This window comes from Mycobacterium hubeiense, assembly GCF_002838065.1.
Lineage (GTDB): Bacteria > Actinomycetota > Actinomycetes > Mycobacteriales > Mycobacteriaceae > Mycobacterium > Mycobacterium hubeiense.
The window spans coordinates 49032-65151 of sequence record NZ_PIZU01000016.1 but is presented as its reverse complement, the minus strand read 5'-3'; the positions used below and the strand labels follow the sequence as shown (position 1 = coordinate 65151).

18 protein-coding genes and 2 pseudogenes are annotated in these 16120 nt (G+C 66.8%); 11 read left to right on the top strand and 9 right to left on the bottom strand.

The window, feature by feature from the left end; genetic code table 11:
• The first annotated feature begins 10 nt into the window (after positions 1–10).
• Positions 11–508 carry a GNAT family N-acetyltransferase gene (locus CWS39_RS14325; RefSeq protein ID WP_102143585.1) on the top strand — a complete coding sequence of 166 codons (498 nt, stop codon included), beginning with the start codon at positions 11–13 and terminating at the stop codon, positions 506–508.
• A 75-nt stretch (positions 509–583) separates the two neighbouring features.
• Here CWS39_RS14325 and CWS39_RS14320 read toward each other — a convergent pair whose 3' ends face one another.
• Positions 584–2122: a carboxyl transferase domain-containing protein gene (locus tag CWS39_RS14320; protein ID WP_102143584.1), complete on the bottom strand. Its 1539-nt coding sequence runs from the start codon at positions 2120–2122 to the stop codon at positions 584–586.
• A 50-nt stretch (positions 2123–2172) separates the two neighbouring features.
• On the opposite strand from CWS39_RS14320, the pseudogene CWS39_RS14315 reads away from it, so the two are divergent.
• Positions 2173–2322 (top strand): annotated as a pseudogene (locus tag CWS39_RS14315) (PPOX class F420-dependent oxidoreductase); the annotation flags it as partial.
• Here CWS39_RS14315 and lipE read toward each other — a convergent pair.
• The 3 genes and pseudogenes from lipE to CWS39_RS14300 all read right to left on the bottom strand — a co-directional run bounded on the left by lipE (position 2307) and on the right by CWS39_RS14300 (position 4534).
• Positions 2307–3542 (bottom strand): lipase LipE, encoded by a 1236-nt coding sequence (lipE, locus tag CWS39_RS14310; RefSeq protein ID WP_199178125.1) that lies wholly within the window; start codon positions 3540–3542, stop codon positions 2307–2309. The pseudogene CWS39_RS14315 and the gene lipE overlap by 16 nt on opposite strands.
• 14 nt (positions 3543–3556) lie before the next feature.
• Positions 3557–4042 carry a peroxynitrite isomerase gene (locus CWS39_RS14305; protein WP_102143641.1) on the bottom strand — a complete coding sequence of 162 codons (486 nt, stop codon included), beginning with the start codon at positions 4040–4042 and terminating at the stop codon, positions 3557–3559.
• Between the two features lie 90 nt (positions 4043–4132).
• A pseudogene (locus CWS39_RS14300) lies at positions 4133–4534 on the bottom strand (heme-binding protein).
• 374 nt (positions 4535–4908) lie between these two features.
• Here CWS39_RS14300 and CWS39_RS14295 point away from each other — a divergent pair.
• Positions 4909–5343 carry a hypothetical protein gene (locus tag CWS39_RS14295; protein ID WP_233213511.1) on the top strand — a complete coding sequence of 145 codons (435 nt, stop codon included), beginning with the start codon at positions 4909–4911 and terminating at the stop codon, positions 5341–5343.
• A 2-nt stretch (positions 5344–5345) separates the two neighbouring features.
• Here the strand turns inward: CWS39_RS14295 and CWS39_RS14290 are convergent, their stop codons facing one another.
• Entirely contained in the window at positions 5346–5939 is a 594-nt protein-coding gene (locus CWS39_RS14290; RefSeq protein ID WP_102143583.1) for a TetR/AcrR family transcriptional regulator, read from the bottom strand.
• 48 nt (positions 5940–5987) lie between these two features.
• On the opposite strand from CWS39_RS14290, the gene CWS39_RS14285 reads away from it, so the two are divergent.
• Both CWS39_RS14285 and CWS39_RS14280 read left to right on the top strand, forming a co-directional pair.
• Complete coding sequence (locus CWS39_RS14285) at positions 5988–6824, top strand: mycofactocin-coupled SDR family oxidoreductase (RefSeq protein ID WP_102143582.1); 837 nt, start codon at positions 5988–5990, stop codon at positions 6822–6824.
• On the top strand, positions 6821–8014 hold the full coding sequence (locus CWS39_RS14280) for a cytochrome P450 (RefSeq protein ID WP_102143581.1): 1194 nt from the start codon (positions 6821–6823) through the stop codon (positions 8012–8014). The genes CWS39_RS14285 and CWS39_RS14280 overlap by 4 nt, the downstream gene beginning before the upstream one ends.
• Before the next feature lie 64 nt (positions 8015–8078).
• Here the strand turns inward: CWS39_RS14280 and CWS39_RS14275 are convergent, their stop codons facing one another.
• Complete coding sequence (locus CWS39_RS14275; RefSeq protein ID WP_102143580.1) at positions 8079–9410, bottom strand: sensor histidine kinase; 1332 nt, start codon at positions 9408–9410, stop codon at positions 8079–8081.
• 243 nt (positions 9411–9653) lie between these two features.
• On the opposite strand from CWS39_RS14275, the gene CWS39_RS14270 reads away from it, so the two are divergent.
• Together CWS39_RS14270 and CWS39_RS14265 are read left to right on the top strand one after the other, a co-directional pair.
• Positions 9654–10244, top strand: a complete 591-nt coding sequence (locus CWS39_RS14270; protein ID WP_233213510.1) for a hypothetical protein — start codon at positions 9654–9656, stop codon at positions 10242–10244.
• 55 nt (positions 10245–10299) lie between these two features.
• The gene (locus tag CWS39_RS14265) at positions 10300–10584 is read left to right on the top strand and encodes a hypothetical protein (RefSeq protein WP_199178118.1); all 285 of its coding nucleotides are present in this window, start codon (positions 10300–10302) and stop codon (positions 10582–10584) included.
• 11 nt (positions 10585–10595) lie between these two features.
• Here CWS39_RS14265 and CWS39_RS14260 read toward each other — a convergent pair whose 3' ends face one another.
• Genes CWS39_RS14260 through CWS39_RS14250 form a run of 3 tightly spaced genes read right to left on the bottom strand, consistent with a single transcriptional unit; the run spans position 10596 to position 13124 of the window.
• A complete protein-coding gene (locus tag CWS39_RS14260; RefSeq protein WP_102143578.1) occupies positions 10596–11429 on the bottom strand; it encodes an oxidoreductase in 834 nt (277 codons plus the stop codon).
• A complete protein-coding gene (locus CWS39_RS14255; RefSeq protein WP_102143577.1) occupies positions 11429–12673 on the bottom strand; it encodes a hypothetical protein in 1245 nt (414 codons plus the stop codon). The genes CWS39_RS14260 and CWS39_RS14255 overlap by 1 nt, the downstream gene beginning before the upstream one ends.
• Before the next feature lie 7 nt (positions 12674–12680).
• Entirely contained in the window at positions 12681–13124 is a 444-nt protein-coding gene (locus CWS39_RS14250; protein WP_102143638.1) for a nuclear transport factor 2 family protein, read from the bottom strand.
• 141 nt (positions 13125–13265) lie between these two features.
• Between CWS39_RS14250 and CWS39_RS14245 the strand changes: the two genes are divergently transcribed.
• The 4 genes from CWS39_RS14245 to CWS39_RS14230 all read left to right on the top strand — a co-directional run bounded on the left by CWS39_RS14245 (position 13266) and on the right by CWS39_RS14230 (position 16089).
• Positions 13266–14156, top strand: a complete 891-nt coding sequence (locus tag CWS39_RS14245) for an SDR family NAD(P)-dependent oxidoreductase (RefSeq protein ID WP_102143576.1) — start codon at positions 13266–13268, stop codon at positions 14154–14156.
• 77 nt (positions 14157–14233) lie between these two features.
• Entirely contained in the window at positions 14234–14701 is a 468-nt protein-coding gene (locus CWS39_RS14240) for a GtrA family protein (protein WP_102143575.1), read from the top strand.
• A gap of 50 nt (positions 14702–14751) precedes the next feature.
• Positions 14752–15618 (top strand): rhomboid family intramembrane serine protease, encoded by an 867-nt coding sequence (locus CWS39_RS14235; RefSeq protein ID WP_102143574.1) that lies wholly within the window; start codon positions 14752–14754, stop codon positions 15616–15618.
• Positions 15619–15663: 45 nt separating this feature from the next.
• Positions 15664–16089, top strand: coding sequence for a hypothetical protein (locus CWS39_RS14230; protein ID WP_102143573.1), 426 nt, complete (start codon positions 15664–15666; stop codon positions 16087–16089).
• Positions 16090–16120 lie beyond the last annotated feature (31 nt).

Here is a 16120-nt window from a genome sequence, read left to right as displayed (position 1 = left end):
GCGTAGTGACATGGAGATCCGCGCCGCGCGCTCCACTGACATCGCGGAGATTGCGCCGTTCTTCCGGGCCATCGTCGCCGACGGCGAAAGCTACACATACCCAGACGATTTGACGGACGACGAGATACGGGATGCGTGGCTGGCGCCGCCGCCGGGGCACACGATCGTCGCTGTGGTCGACGGCACGGTGGTCGGCACCGCACGGATGGGGCCAAACAAGCCCGGCCGCGGCGATCACGTCGGCACCGCCAGCTTCATGGTCGACCCCGCGTCGTCTGCCCGCGGCGTCGGGCGTGCAATGGCGGAGTGGGTGATTCGCTGGCACCGTGAAAACGGTTACAAGGCAATACAGTTCAACGCTGTGGTGGAAACCAATGTGGCCGCCGTGCGGCTGTGGGAGTCGCTGGGCTTTCGGATCATCGGCACCGTTCCGCGGGCCTACCGGTCACGTCGGCATGGCTTGGTGGGCCTACACATCATGTACCTGGAGTTGGAGAACGGCTCCTAGCGGCGTCAGCACGTGTTGACGCAACTGGACGGACATGTCCCGGGAAACCGCGTCAGCAGGTGTTGACGCTCTGAGCTACCAGGTGTCGACGAAGCGACGCCGCTCGGGTGGCGCCGGCGGCGCCGCGGCCAGCGTCGCCGAGATCAGCGAGCGCGTCTCGGCCGGATCGATCACGTCGTCGATTTCGAACATCGACGCGGCATTGAGCGCCTTGGCGTTGTCCTGCGCGGCCGCGGTGGCCTGCCGCACGCGCTCTTCGCGTTCGTCCTCGTCGGCGATCGCCTCCAATTCCTTGCGCATCCCCAGCCGCACCGCGCCCTCGAGGCCCATCGGTCCCAGGTGCGCGCCCGGCCAGGCCACCGTCAGCAGTGGCTCGTGCAGACCACCGCCGCACATCGCCTGTGCGCCCAGCCCATAACCGCGGCGAATGATCACCGCCACCATCGGCACCCGTAGCGCCGCGCCCGCGACCAGCATGCGCGAGCCGCGTCGCACCAACGCCTCGGCCTCCGCCGCCGGGCCCACCATGTAGCCCGGACAGTCGACGAGCGAGACGATCGGAATCCCGAACGCGTCGCACAGTTGCAGGAACCGGGCCGCCTTGTCCGACGCGGCGGCGGTGATCGCGCCGGCCATCACTCGGGTGTTGTTGGCGATGACGCCGACCGCGCGGCCGTCGATGCGGGCCAGCGCCGTCACCATCTCCGGTGCGAACCGCTCCCGCAGAAATGTCACCGAACCTTCGTCGGCGAGCGTCTCGATGATCGGGCCGACGTGGTAGGCGCGTCGCGCGCGCTCGGGAACCAATGTGCGCAAGGCGGTTTGATCGGCGGCGACACCCGGCTCCGTCGCACCCTGGAAATAGCCCAGGAGGTGTTTGGTGACGACGACGGCGGCCGCCTCGTCTGCGACGACGACGTCGACCACCCCGTTGGGCGCCTGCACGGAGATCGGCCCGACCACGTCGGGGTGCACGTCGCCGAGCCCGCCGCCGGCGATCATCGCCGGGCCGCCCATGCCGATCGACGCGTCTTCGGTGGCCACGATCAGGTCGGCGCACCCGGCGATGACGGCATTGCCCGCGAAGCATCGTCCCTTCACGATCGCGATGCGCGGCACCAGTCCCGACAGCGCAGCCCACAGTTTGAACGCGCGCACTTCCAGTGACGACACCGTCGGATAGTCGGTGTCGCCGGGTCGTCCGCCACCGCCCTCGGCGAAGAACACCGTCGGCAGCCGCATCCGTTCGATGATGTCGAACAGCCGGTCCTTCTTGCGGTGCCCGAGCACGCCCTGCGTACCGGCGAGCACGGTGTAGTCGTAGGACAGCACCGCGCACGCCCCGCCGTCGACGCGCGCGGTGCCGGCCACCAGACCGTCGGCGGGCGTGCGGGCGATGAGGTCGTCGACGTCGCGGCGGAACCGCTGGGCGGCGATGACGAAGCGGCCGTACTCCACGAACGAACCGGGGTCGACGAGGTCGGCGATGTTCTCGCGTGCCGTGCGTCCGTTCGCCGCGTGCCGGCGTGCGACGGCGTCGGGCCGGGCGGCATCCTCGGTCAGCGCACGCCGGCGCAACAGCTCGGCGTGATCGTTGCGGATGGGTTCGTCCATCGTGTGCCTCCGGAGGAATAGCGAGCGCGCGGTCAACGGTTGGGCAGGGTGTGACCGACTCCCCATTCAACCCGCGTGCGCTTTTGGCCGACGCGCGACTCGGCGTGCTGGCCACGATCAAGTCGAACGGTATGCCGCAGTTGTCGCCGGTGACGCCGTACTACGACGCCGACGCCGACGTCATCTACGTCTCGATGACCGGGATCTCGGCGGCGATGCGGTCCAGCAGGGCGGGGTAGCGGTTGGCCTCGCGATGGTTGCCGGGTTTCCCGCTGCTGATGACCCCTGCGGCGAGACCCCGCGACGGGTCGGCCCACACCGCGATGTTGACCAATCCGGTGTGTCCGAACGCCGCCGGCGCATTGCGGCCGAACGGACCGAACCGCTTAGAGCCCAACATGTATCCGGTGCCCCAGCGCAGCGGCACCAGACCGGTCGCCAGATCCGGTCGCAGCCGCCGGCATTCCTTTGTTGCAGCCCATAAAGTTTCGGGTTGCATGATGCGCACGCCGTCGAGTTCGCCACCGCGCCGCAGGATCTCGGCGAAGCGGGACAACTCGTCGGCGGTGGAGACGGTGTTGGACGACGGGATGATCGTGGTGAGGAACAACGGGTCGTTGGAGAACGGGATGATCTCGTGCAGCGTGCCGCCGACCGCCTTGCGGAAGGCCGCCCGGATCGGTGGCGGTAAGGGCTTGCCGGTGGCGTGGCTCGGCGCGACGAGCGGCACATCCTCCGGTGCCACACCGTAATTCGTCCACCGGAAGCCGAGCGGCTCGAGGATCTCGGTGGCCAGGATCTCGCGGATGCTCTTACCGGCCGCGGCCGCGACGATCTCGCGGACCAGCGGCCCCCACGTCAACGCGTGATAGATGTGGACACGGCCCGGCCGGTAGAGCGGTTTCAGTTTGGCCAACTGTTCGCGGGCGTATTCGCTGTCGTCGGCGCGGGTGACGTCTGGTCGTGGCCCCGTCGGGAACGGCACGCCGGCGCTGTGCGTCATCACGTGGCGGATCGTCGTGCGGTCCTTGCCGTGGCTGGTGTAGTTGGGTAGGTACTCGCAGACCCGGTCGTCGAGCGAGAAGACCCCGCGTTCGACGAGCATGTGCACGACCGTGGTGGTGATCGCCTTGGCGGCGGAGTACACGCAGAACGGCGTTTCGGTTGTGACGGGGACCTTTTCCGCTTCGGGCGGATCGGTGGGTGCATTGCCCCAGCCATGCCCGATCGCGCGGTTGAGGATCACTTTTCCGTTGTGCCGCAGGCACACCTGGATGGCCGGGTGCATGCCGGCCTCATACCAGTGCCGCGCGGCCTGCCAGATCCGCTCGACAGCGGCGGGGTCGATGCCGGAGTGGTCTTCTTCACCGATGGCGGTGACGGAATCGAGGTCGGCCGGCACCCGGATTCTGCCGTCCAGCGTTTGGGGGATGGTCACGTTGGCTTCCTATGCAGTGTCGCGGCCAGATGGTGTTGCAGGGGTTGACCCACCGCGCCCATCCGGACGGTGTAGGTGAGCTCGTCGCCGTCGACGCGGATCGAACGGCTCAGCGCCGTCACGTCTTTGGCGGTGGCGGTGAGCCCGATTGTCGTCGCGTGCAGCTCCATCACGATCGATGCTTCGCGAAGCGACAGTGTGCCCTCCTGGATTTCGGTGATTCCGGTCGGATGGGCAAGCACCATTTCCACTCGGCTCGGCGACGGGACGCGCAGGTAGCCGGTTTCGGCGTGCAGCGGGCGGCCGTCATCTTTGGCCTTGGTGCGTTGGCTGTAGGCCAGAAACGGCTTTCCGACGTGGCCGAAGGTGACTTCTTCGACGTATTCGAACGGCTCAATGGTCGGGTACTCGCCGGCGCCCTCACCGGACCACGTGCCCAGCAGGGGAGCCAGCGCAGCAATGTCGGGATGGAGCTCGGCCACGTCGTCAGCGTACGGCGCGGTGCGAAACGGACAACCCGCCGCCACAGCGGGGCTGCAGCGGCGGGTTGTCGTGTCCCGGTCGTGCCGGAATCAGCCGGCCATGAACTGGTCGTAGGCCGACGACAGCTCCGGCGGCAACACCGTCACATTGCACTAGCGTTGCTTGTCGCCGATCGGCGCCAGGATGCCGCGCAGGTCGTAGTACTCCTGCGGGTTGGCGGTGAAGTAGCCGCGCAGATTCGCCGCCGCCTGCTCACGCGGCTGGTTGAACGCCGCGGTGACGGCCTGGTTGGCACCGGGATGGCTGTTGAGGTACTGACGCGCCTCGCCCATCACGGCACTGACGGTGCCGCTGAGCTCGCTGGCGCTACAGCCGGCCGGGGCCGCGGCGGCGGTTGGCGCCGCGATGGTGGCGGCCGCGATCCCCCCGAGCAGCAGGCCCGCAGATGCACCGGCCATTTTCCGGCGCGCAGTGATACCACTGAATTTCATGATCAGTTTCCTTCAGATTGCAATTTGGGATTGTGATTCCCCGTCCCGCAATCCAAAGTAGCCGCCTTCGCCACGCGCTAAACATCCTGCACAAGCCGCATTCAGTGGCGCCGGAAGTGTTACATCTGCGCGGCGTGATATTCGTCGCAATTTCACCGCAATTCGATAAGTCGGCGACCAGATCGGTCGCCGAATTGTGAAATCTCTCAAGATTTCCCGGCAAGCCTTAAATGATCGTGATCTGGACGGTAATCGAATTGTTATCGCGGGCGGGCATGCCGCCCGGTCCACCTAGTGGCCGCACGCTATAGTGCCACATATAGTAAGCCCAACGGGATACGGTTCAGGAACCGAGGCGGAGGCGGAGTGCTGCGATGACATCCGATGCACCGCTGAGCTACCGCCTGCACATCGTCGCCCCGACGGTGCTCGACGTCGTCCGCAATGCCGGTGGGTACTTGTTCGACCGCTCGATGGCGGGCTGGAAAGTCACCGTCGCTCTGCGTGAACCGGCCGACCCCACGCCCCTGGTGATACTCGGCGCCGAAACAGCTTCACGGCCGGCCGATTTCGTGCAAACGCTGGCGGTATGCGCGGACCTGTACGACCAGTTGCGTGATGTCGACGCCGCAGAGGTGCTGCTGTGGGGCCGCGCGGCGGACACCGGCGATACGGGCCGCGTCCAGTACCGGCTCAGCTCCGCCGCCCGGGTGTTCAAAGAGGCCGCCTTACGAGCAGCGGGTGTGGTGGACGCCGACGCCGCGACCGTCGAGACGTTTCGCTCGCGGGCGCGGACCCTGACCGCGTGACGCTATGAGGGCAGATCGAATCGATCGAGGTAGCGGTCGATGAACTCCTGCGCCTCGGCATGACCGCGGGTGATGCCGAGGCCGCGTTCGAGCAGCAGGATGCGGGCGAGGCTGGCGACGATCATCGACATCACCACGGGAGGGAACTCGTCGACGTCGACCTGGTGGGCGTGCAAGGCCATGGCGAGCGCGGACTCCTCGAGATCGCGGAATCGATCGGCGTAGGAGGCGATTTCGCTGCGGATCGCTTTGCGGTGATTGGCCAGCGCCATGAACTCCATCCAGAGATGGGCGCCCTGCGTGCTGTTGAGTCGCCACAGCGCGTGCAGCGGCGCCTCCTCGGTGAGGGCGTCCCGCTGGCGGTGCAGGTTGACCTCGGCGCCCGCCCGTAGCACGGCCAGATACAGGTCGTCCATGCTGGGGAAGTAATAGTGCACCAAGGCTGGCCGAACTCCGGCCTTGGCCGCGACCCGTCGAGAGGTCGCCGCGGCGTAGCCCTCGTCGAGCATGATCTGGGCGGTCGCCTGGATCAATGCCCGACGGGTGGCCGACTCGCGAACAGCCCTTGACCCTCCTTCGGCGGGGCTGCTAGACATGGCGTCAGCCTAGATATTGGGCGATCGCCCAACAACCGAGGGGTGCGAGTGGCTGGACGGGTCGACGGCAAGGTCGCATTCATTACCGGGGCCGCGCGCGGCCAAGGCCGCAGCCACGCAGTGCGGTTGGCGGAAGAGGGCGCCGACATCATCGCCGTCGACATCTGCCGCGGGTTCGACGATTCGCCCGCGCCGCCCGCCACACCGGAGGACCTCGCCGAGACGGCGGACATGGTCAAGAATCTCGACCGCCGCGTCGTCACCGCCGAAGTCGACGTCCGCGACTTCGCTGCGCTCAAGTCCGCCGTCGACAGCGGTGTCGAACAACTCGGCCGCCTCGACATCATCGTCGCCAACGCAGGGATCGGGACCACCGGCGTCAAACTGCACAAGATGCCCGAGGCGAGCTGGAACGAGACCCTCGACGTCAACCTCGGCGGTGTATGGAAGACCGTCAAGGCGGGCGTCCCGCATCTGCTGGCGGGCGGTCGGGGCGGCTCGGTCATCATCACCAGCTCGGTCGGCGGCTTGAAAGCCTATCCGCAAGTGGGCCACTACATTGCGGCCAAGCACGGCGTGGTCGGCCTGATGCGCACGTTCGCAGTCGAATTGGGCCAGCACTCGATCCGCGTCAACACCATCCATCCGACCCACGTGAACAGCCCGCTGCTGATGAACGAGTCGACGTACCGGCTGTTTCGGCCCGACCTGGAGAATCCCGGCCCCGACGACCTTGCGCCCATCTGCCAGTCGTTCCACTTCCTGCCGATCCCGTGGGTGACCCCGGCCGACATCAGCAATGCGGTGTTGTTCCTGGCCTCCGACGAGGCGCGCTACATCACCGGTGTGACCCTTCCCGTCGATGCAGGCAGCCTTCTGAAATGACCGCAACCGCAGTCTATTACGACCCATACGACGTCGACATTGTGGCGGATCCCTACCCGACGTACGCGCGGCTGCGCGAGGAAGCGCCGATTTACTACAACGAGCGCTACGACTTCTGGGCGCTTTCCCGTCACGCCGACGTCGAGAAAGCGCTGTCGAACTGGGAGACGTTCTCCAACAGTCGAAGTGACATCCTCGAGCTGGTGAAGTCGGACTTCGACATGCCCAAGGGCGTGATGATGTTCGAAGACCCGCCGGTGCACACGATGCTGCGCGGATTGATGTCACGGGTGTTCACGCCGCGGCGGATGGCGGAGATCGAGGACCAGATCCGCGCGTACTGCGTCGCCTGCCTGGACCCGTGGGTCGGGTCGGACGGCTTCGACATCATCGCAGAACTCGCGTCGATGATGCCGATGCGCGTCATCGGCATGCTGCTGGGCATCCCTGAGTCCGAACAGATTTCGGTTCGCGACGCCAATGACGCGAATCTGCGCACCAGGCCGGGCGCGCCGATGAAGGTGGTGCAGGCCGACAAGATCGCCGACGGCCGCATCTACGCCGACTACGTCGAATGGCGCTCGAAGAATCCCTCCGACGACCTGATGACGGCACTGCTCAACGTCGAGTTCGAAGACGAGCAGGGCGTGACCCGCAAGCTGACCCGTAAAGAGGTGCTGCACTACACGCAGGTGGTGGCCGGCGCCGGCAACGAGACGACCGGACGGCTGATCGGCTGGCTCGCGAAGGTGCTCGCCGAACATCCCGACCAACGGCGTGAGGTGTACGAAGACCGGTCGCTGTTGACGCGGACGGTCGACGAGACGCTGCGCTTCGAGCCCACCGGCCCGCACGTAGCCCGTTGGATGGCAAAGGATTTCGAGTGCTACGAGACCACCGTGCCCGCCGGGAGCGCGATGTTGCTGCTGTTCGGCGCGGCCAACCGCGACCCGCGGCGATACACCGATCCCGACCGATTCGACATCCACCGCGACAACATCAGCCACCTCACCTTCGGCAAGGGCCTGCACTATTGCCTCGGCGCGAACCTCGCGCGATTGGAAGGCCGGGTCGCGCTCGACGAGCTGCTCAACCGCTTCCCTGAATGGGACATCGACTACGACACCGCCCAGCTGGCGCCGACGTCCACGGTGCGCGGGTGGGAGCGGCTGCGGCTCGTGCTGCCCTGACCATCTCCGGCGAGATGTCGCTGGCCGAACCGGCGACGAGTGAGTAGGTCGCGGCTGCGCAGTCCTAGAACCAGCCGCGTGAGCGCGTCACCGGCAGGCGCAGCAGCAGACGCGCGCCGCCCAGCGGACTGGCGTCGAGAGACGCTGTGCCGCCGTGTAATTCGGCCTGTTGTGCGACCAGCGCCAGGCCCAGACCGGAACCTGAACGCGAGGCCGTCGATCCGCGGGAGAACCGCTCGAAGACCTCGGCCCGTTCCGCCTCGGGCACACCGCTGCCGTTGTCGTCGACCGCGATCTCCACCGCGTCGGCCGAGCGCACCGCGCTGAGTTGGATCTTGGTGGCGCTGCCGTGTTTGACGGCGTTGGCGATGGCGTTGTCGATCACCAGCCGCAGCCCCGCGGGCAGCCCGGGTATCAGCACGCTCGGCGACGGCACCAGCGTCACCTTCAGGCCGGGGTAGGTGTGCTGCGCGTCGTGGGCGGCGCGGTCGAGCAGCTCGGTGACGTCGACAGTGACGAAGTCGTCGACTGTGGTGAGTTCGCCCTGCGCCAACCGCTCCAGCGCGGTCAGCGTCGCCTCGATGCGGCTCTGGGTGCGCATCACGTCGTCGATCACCTCTTTGCGCTGATCGTCGGGCAGGTCCAGTGTCGAGAGCACTTCGAGGTTGGTCCGCATGGCCGTCATCGGCGTGCGCAGTTCGTGCGACGCGACCGCGGCGAAGTCGCGCGCCGACTCGAGCGCCGCCTTGGTGCGCTGCTGTTCATTGCCGATACGGGCCAGCATGCCTTCGACGGCCTCGGCGATCTCCTCCGCCTCACGAACACCGCGGACCTGCACCTCGTCGGGGTTGGACTGGGCGTTGATCGCGCGCGCCTGCTGGGCCAGCAATCGAAACGGGTTGACCATGATCAACGAGATCACCCAGCCGACCAAGATGGTGCCGCCGATGACCCCGGCACAGATCAACAACACCCGCAGATGCAGTTCGTCGATGCGGCGCTGTGTCTCCGCGAGCGGCGCGCCGAGCGCGATCGTCGCCGGGCCGGCGGAAAAGGTGCGGACGCGGTACTCCACACCGTCGATGGTGGTGTTGGCATAGCCATTTTCGAAGTGCGGCAACACAATATCGCTGGGCACCGACACCGTCGTGCCGGCGATGCGCGCGGTGCGCACCAGGCTGCCGTCCGGCGCCGGCGCATCGGTGTCCGAGTTCTGGGCGCTGGTGAGCAGTGTGCTGATATCCCCGAGGCTGCTGACCGAATCCAGCCGTCGGTCCAGCTGGTTGTACTGGTCGTTGGTGACGCCGATCCACACCCAGGTGCCGAGGGTGATGACGAGAGCGACGACGGACAGGGCCGCGACGATGACGATCGTGCGTAGCGACAGCACGCGCATCGCCAGCCGTCTCAGCCGATCTATCCGGCCGTCTGCTTCCACCCCGTCATCTTGCCTGACGGGCCCAGCGGTTACCGAAGCGGCACTGGTTGGCATCGGTTTCATAACCGCTCGAAATCAGCAGTTGTGCATATTCGGCAAGTCGATACGGTCAGCTCAGGCGTCCGAAACAACTAGTCGGGGAAAACCTTGTCGCGGAATACAAATCGAATAACGACCACGTTCGTCACGACGGCCGGCCTCGTGTCGGTCACCTATGCGTTGAGCGCGAGTGCGCTCGCGGAGCCCAGCCCGGGGGTGCCCTGCCTGGAGATGGTGCAGCAGCTCGCCGCGTCGCCCCAAGATCTGCAGCAGTCGGTGCAAAGCGCCGCCACGGCCGTCGCGGGCGGTGCGGCGGCCGCACCCGTGGCCGGCCTGCAAGCGGCGGCGGGAGCATTGCCCTCGGCCGCGGGTATCCCGGCGGCGGGTGTGCCCGCGGGCATTCCCGTAGCGAGTCTGGCGGGCATCCCGGGAGGGGTTCCGCTGGCTGCTCCAGCGGCAGGTGCCCCGGCCGCGACGGTCACGCAGGCCGCGGGCGACAGTGCGCCGGCCACCGCAGCCGCCACGAGCCCCTCCGCGGCCGCCGCCGGTCCGGCTGTCCCGATCGCCCAAACCGCGGGCGCCGGACCATCGGCGCAATCGGCGGCGAACTACGCAGCCTCTGAGGCCGCGCAGCTGATCGCCTCGCCGCAGCTGAATTTGCCTACAGTGCCCGGACTTCCGGTGCAGTTGCCCAGCGCGATTCCGTTGCCGACCGACCTCGTCTGCGTGGGCACCGCGCTGCCCACGAGTTAGAGAGCGCACTCACAAAACGCTTTTCAGCGCCCGCTTGCCGGAGCATTATGGAGACATGCTAACCATACGGAAGCTTGTGGGGTCAGTCTTCGTAGCGGGAGCCATTGGAGCCATTGCCGCCGGACCGACGTCAGCACTTCTCGTCGATGCGGTCGGGCCGGACCAGGTACTTCTGGCCACTCCGTCCGGAAGCGGCGACGCCGGCGGCGGAAGTGGCTGCGACAGCGGGCCCAACTGGCACGGCTGCGGCGGCTGGAATCCGGTCCAGGGCGGCTGGGGCCACGGCTGCATCAACGGCTTCTGCGGTGGCTGGGACGGCCAGCGCGGTTGGGGTGGCTGACGCGCGACCCGTCAGGCGTCGGGAAAGTTGACGTCGCGGGTGACGGCTTCCCATTCGTCGATCGAAGCCGACAGCGCAGCGAGCTTGTCCCGCATGGCCTTCAACACGTCGCGGCCCAGCAGCAGCCGTAGCGGAGGCTCGTCGAGCGTGGTCACCATGACGACGGCCTCGGCCACCTTGCGCGGGTCGCCGGGAAGGTGGTTGGCGAACTCTTTGATCAATGTCTTACGGGCACCGACTGTTTCGGCGTAATCGTCGATCGGAGTGGAGGTCTCCTTCATCGACCGGGTCGCCCAATCGGTGCGGAACGCGCCGGGCTCGATGGCGGTCACCTTGATGCCGAGCGGCTTGACCTCCGCGGCCAACGCCTCGGTCAGCGCCTCGAGCGCAAACTTGGTCGACGAGTAGTAGGCGTTCGGTGGATTGGCGACCAGACCCGTCATCGAGGAGATGTTGATGATGTGGCCCGACTTACGCGCACGCATCGACGGCAGCACCGCCTTGATCATGTCAACGACGCCGAAGTAGTTGGTGTCAAACAGCTTTCGTACTTCGACGTCTTCGCCCTCTTCGACGGCGGACAGGTAGCCGTGGCCGGCGTTGTTCACCAGAATGTCGATGCCGCCGAAGCCGTCCTCGGCAGCCTCGACCGCGGCGGCGATCTGGTTCTTGTCGGTGACGTCCAACGCGACCGCCAGCGCGCGGTCTCCGTACTGCTCGACGAAGTCCTGCACACTCTCGGTGCGCCGGGCCGTGACGACCACTTGGTGATCGGCTTCCAGTGCGGCGCGGGCGATCTCGCGCCCGATGCCCGTCGAGCAGCCCGTGATCAGCCAGCGCGCCATCAGATCGTCCCTTCGGGCAGACGACGCAGGTAGGCCGCACGCCGGTTCGCCAACTCGGCCTTGCGCTCATCGGTGCTGACCCGGCGCAGCGTCGGCACGTCCTTTTCCAGGTCGTCGAGCTTCACCACACGGCCGCTGGCGCCCAGATCCTCCGTCGGCCCGGTCTCGCCGAACTCGGCCATCCGCAATGTGAGGATGCCCTCGTGCAGTCCGTCGGTGTCGATCCAGTTCTGCAGGCCCGGGTCGACAGCGGAGATGACGTAGGTGTAGCTGCCGTCCTCGTTCGGCGTGGACTGCGCTTTGTTGAGGCTTCCGGTGCGGTCCACGATGTCCAACGTCGTGCCCCAGATGTTGCTCAGCGGCACGGTGAAATACTCTGCGCCGCCGCCGTTTACATCCACGACGAACGCCTCATCGGGCGCGAGATCGAAGCGACCCATGACGTACACCTGGTTGCGCATGGCGCCGACGCGGTCGGCCGACCACGCGAGATTGAAATGGTTCGCCGGCATCTTGTACGCGCCGTGGCTGAGCTTGCCGGTGAAGTCGGCGAAGTAGGCCATCATCGCCGCGGTGGCCTCGGCCTGCTCGTCGAGGGTCCGCGGCGGAGTGGCCGGCGTGCCGCCGAGCCGCTCGATGGACAGATGATTCGGATCGTCGCGACCCCAGTCGAGCAGCACGTCACGGATGTAGAACTCGTGGGCGGCGGGTGTGGACCGCACGTGGTTGGGGCGGCCGTCGGCGGGATCGGAGTCGACCGTGATGGTGAAGGATCCGTCGGAGTCGACGTCCATGGTGCGGCCGTTGAGGACGTCGACGGTGCCCATGTTGGCGTCCCACAGCGTGAAGTAGTTCTCCGTCATCCGGTGTTCACCCACGCGTCCGCGGATCTCGTAGCGTTCGTCGCCCGAAATCGGGATCACCCGGTAGATGCTGTCGGGATTGTCGATACCCCAACGGGATCCGGGGATGCGCCGGCCCGCCACCTCATGCGCCAGGCGGGTGATGCAGGTGACTTTCGGCCGCAGCTTGTCCTGGTTCGACGACCACATCGCGGCCGAGAACATCACCTCCGCGAACGCGTCGTCGAACCGCGCTCGCATGGCCTCGGACGCCTTCGCCCGCGACAGCCAGGTGTCGGCCACGCTGCGATACGCGGCCTTCACCGTCGGATGGCTGGTCAACTCCAGGGCGGCCAACTCCTGCTCGTGTTGCGACGCGGTTGCCACCGGATGATCAGACATTGGCTCCTCAGAACTTGAGATGGTGACTCATGTCGCCGACCTGGTCGATGAACATCGTTCGGCTGTCGAACCACCAGACGCCGTCGATGCGATGGAACGTGTCGTGGTAGCGCCCGGTGACGATGACCTGCAGGGGCAGTTGCGGCGTCGCCTGCGTCACGCAGTAGTAGGACCTGCTCTGCGCGGTGCCGGCGGCTTCGTCGACGTAGATCGCGACGTTGGTGGTGTGGTGTTTGGTCTTGGGCGTGCCGTCGTCGTACAGCCGCGTTGCCATGTCGAACATCTTCCGGACGCCGGCGCTGCCGGTGAATACCGTCTCCGGGGGACCGTCCTCGATACCGCAGATGCGACCGTGCTCGAAGAGCGCCGCCAGCCCGTCGAGGTCACCGGCGTCGATGCGCTCGGCGTAGGTGTAGATGAGGTTCTCGATCTCGCGCGCGCTGTCACTCATGGTGTGCCACAACAACATCCACGCGGCGGCGCTCCACACTCCAACAAAAGTTGGTAGAAATGGTCAGGTTTACAACTATTGAGAGCTAATTAACCAGCCACCGCCGGTGGTGTCAATGGCTGCGCCGGTTAGTCTCAGCCCGTGACGACACCGTGGTCGCCGAGCCGGCTCGGCAATCTGACCGGCAAGCGCATCATCGTGACCGGGGCAACCAACGGCGTGGGGTTGGGCACGGCCCGTCTGCTCGCCGGCGCGGGCGCGCACGTCATCATGGCGGTGCGCAACACCGAGCTCGGCAAGCGGCGGGCCGAGGAGATCGGCGGGTCGACGTCGGTGCTCAAGCTCGACCTCGCGGACCAAGCGTCGGTGCGGGCGTTCCCTGAACTGCTCGACGGCGATGTGGACATCCTGATCAACAACGCCGGTGCGCTGTCGCAGCAGCGCGCGGACACGGTGGACGGTTTCGAGATGACCATCGGCACGAATCTTCTCGGGCCGTTCGCGTTGACGAACCTGCTGTTTCCGCGGGTCCGTTCGCAGATCATCAACGTCGGGTCGGATGCCCACAAGTCGGCCACGCTGCGTCTGGACGACATGCATCTGCGCACCCACAAGTGGACGGTGATGGGCGCCTATGCCCGGTCCAAGCTCGCGGTGATGCTGTGGGGGCTCGAGCTGGATCGCCGACTGCGCGCCGCGGGGTCGCCGGTCGTCGCGCAGCTCACCCATCCCGGTTGGGTCGCGTCGAATCTGTCGCACCTATCCGACAAGGGGCCACTGGCCATCGCGCATCGAGCCGTCAAGGCGGTCGCCGACGTGCTGGCCAACGACATCGAAGAGGGTGCCGCGCCGACGCTGTACTGCATCAGCGAGCCGATTCCACCGGGCAGCTATGTCGGCGTGGACGGGCGGTTCGGCCTGCGGGGTGGCCCCGTGCTGATCGGGCGCTCCGCGGTTGCATGCGACTACCGAGCGGCTGCGCGGGTGTTCGAGTTCGCCGAACATGAAACCGGCACAACGCTTCCCGTTTAGCTCAATCGACGGCCCGCGGTGACGGAAGTTCGCCAAGTGGTCACGGGCCGGATACCCGCCGATGGCAGCGTGGTCGCGTGCGCGTCGGACCGGGCCAAGTACAGCTAGTCGAGCGCTTCCATCGCTTCTGCGAGCTGGTGGTCGCCCGGCTGCCGTTCGGGTTGGATTCGGTTGTCGCACCGACGTTTCTCGGTTTCTGCCTGATCAACAGCTTCACGTTCGGTGTCGATCTGCTGTTGCTCACCGCGATGCACGGCGGCCTCGGCATACCGCTGCCGGTCGCGGTCACGGTGGCCTACGCGTGTGCCTTCGCGTTGAGCTATGTCCTCAACCGGACCATGAACTTTCGCTCCCACGCCCCGGTGGGTCCGCAATTCACCGTGTATGTGATCGTCGTCGTCATCAACTACCTGGCGTTCATCCTCGGGGTTTCCAGCGCGCTGGCCGCCCTCGGCGTCGAGTACCGCATCGCGCGCCTCGCGGCGGGCGCTTGTGAAGCGGTGTACATGTACAGCGCGATGCGGTGGGTCGTGTTCCGTCGCTGACCGCGGCCTCAGGCGCACTATCTTCGGTGGGGACCGAAGAAAGTAGGGCGATGAGCATTCCCAGCACACCGCAGTCACCGGCCGAGACGCCGACCTGCTACCGGCATCCCCACCGCCAGACCTATGTGCGCTGCACCCGCTGCCAGCGCTACATCTGCCCGGAGTGCATGCGCAGCGCCGCTGTCGGCCATCAATGCGTCGAGTGCGTCGCCGAGGGTGCCCGCACGGTCCGCGCGCCGCGCACCCAGTTCGGTGCGCCGCAGCGGTCCGCCACTCCCGTCCTCACCTACCTGTTGATCGCGGCCAACGTCGTGATGTTCGTGCTGCAGACCACGTCGTCGGAGGTGGAACGCCGGCTGGCGCTGTGGTCGCCCGCGGTTGCCGACGGCGAACTGTGGCGGCTGGTGACCTCGGCGTTCCTGCACTTCGGCATCATGCATCTGCTGTTCAACATGTGGGCGCTGTACGTGGTGGGGCCGCCGCTGGAGGCGGCGCTGGGACGGCTGCGGTTCATCGCCCTCTATGCGCTCAGCGCGCTCGGCGGCTCCGTCGTCGTCTATCTGATTTCACCGCTGGAGGCGGCGACCGCGGGTGCGTCGGGCGCGGTGTTCGGTCTTTTCGGCGCGACGTTCGTGGTGGGGCGACGGCTCAACCTGGACGTGCGCTGGGTGGTCGCGCTGATCGTCATCAACCTGGTGCTCACGTTCACTATTCCGGGGATCAGCTGGCAAGGGCACATCGGCGGACTGGTCACCGGCGCGGCGGTCGCGACGGCGTATGTGTACGCGCCGCACCAGCGCCGCAACATGATTCAAGCTGCGGTGACGGTGGTGTTCCTCGCGCTGTTCGCGGCGCTGATCTGGTGGCGCACCAACGACCTACTTGGGCAGTTCACCGGGGTGATCGGTCTGGGCTAGGAGTTTGCCGACCACCCGTTGCGCGGAGCGGACTGCCCCGTCCATATGGCGATCATGGCCACGCTCGCCGAGCGGATGAACGCCAGGATCGAGGCGTCGCTGGCGGAGGCCACCGCGCTTGCCGATCCGCACCGCTCCCTGGAGCGTGCGGTCGACCTCGTCGAGCGTGTGATGGCGGCGGTGGCCGCCGAACCGGCGGCCGTGCAGATTCGCGCCGCGATGAGGACCAGCCGCGAGCTTCAAGCCATTGACGCTGCCTCCGACCGGCGGATCGCCCGCATGCTGGCAGATGCGCTGCGGCAGAGGGGAGTACGGGCTCGACGGGACCGGCTGGAAGCAGGTGCGTACATGGTCGTCACTTCCATCGGCGCGGTGCTCGACCGCGCAGCGTTCGATGACGACATCGACGGCGCCGCGCCGGTTCGCGAGGTCAAGCGAATGGCGTACGCCTACGTCAGCACGCTGCTGTGATGGCGCCGTTAATGCCTAGGATCCGAGTCAC

Bases quoted from the DNA above. Each gene is read 5' to 3' on its own strand.
- CWS39_RS14280 (WP_102143581.1), top strand. From the start codon at position 6,821: ATGACCGCAACCGCAGTCTATTACGACCCATACGACGTCGACATTGTG.
- CWS39_RS14230 (WP_102143573.1), top strand. From the start codon at position 15,664: ATGGCGATCATGGCCACGCTCGCCGAGCGGATGAACGCCAGGATCGAG.
- CWS39_RS14255 (WP_102143577.1), bottom strand. From the start codon at position 12,673: ATGTCTGATCATCCGGTGGCAACCGCGTCGCAACACGAGCAGGAGTTG.
- CWS39_RS14250 (WP_102143638.1), bottom strand. From the start codon at position 13,124: ATGAGTGACAGCGCGCGCGAGATCGAGAACCTCATCTACACCTACGCC.
- CWS39_RS14295 (WP_233213511.1), top strand. From the start codon at position 4,909: ATGACATCCGATGCACCGCTGAGCTACCGCCTGCACATCGTCGCCCCG.
- CWS39_RS14235 (WP_102143574.1), top strand. From the start codon at position 14,752: ATGAGCATTCCCAGCACACCGCAGTCACCGGCCGAGACGCCGACCTGC.
- CWS39_RS14260 (WP_102143578.1), bottom strand. From the start codon at position 11,429: ATGGCGCGCTGGCTGATCACGGGCTGCTCGACGGGCATCGGGCGCGAG.
- CWS39_RS14325 (WP_102143585.1), top strand. From the start codon at position 11: ATGGAGATCCGCGCCGCGCGCTCCACTGACATCGCGGAGATTGCGCCG.
- CWS39_RS14320 (WP_102143584.1), bottom strand. From the start codon at position 2,122: ATGGACGAACCCATCCGCAACGATCACGCCGAGCTGTTGCGCCGGCGT.
- CWS39_RS14290 (WP_102143583.1), bottom strand. From the start codon at position 5,939: ATGTCTAGCAGCCCCGCCGAAGGAGGGTCAAGGGCTGTTCGCGAGTCG.
- CWS39_RS14275 (WP_102143580.1), bottom strand. From the start codon at position 9,410: ATGCGCGTGCTGTCGCTACGCACGATCGTCATCGTCGCGGCCCTGTCC.
- CWS39_RS14265 (WP_199178118.1), top strand. From the start codon at position 10,300: ATGCTAACCATACGGAAGCTTGTGGGGTCAGTCTTCGTAGCGGGAGCC.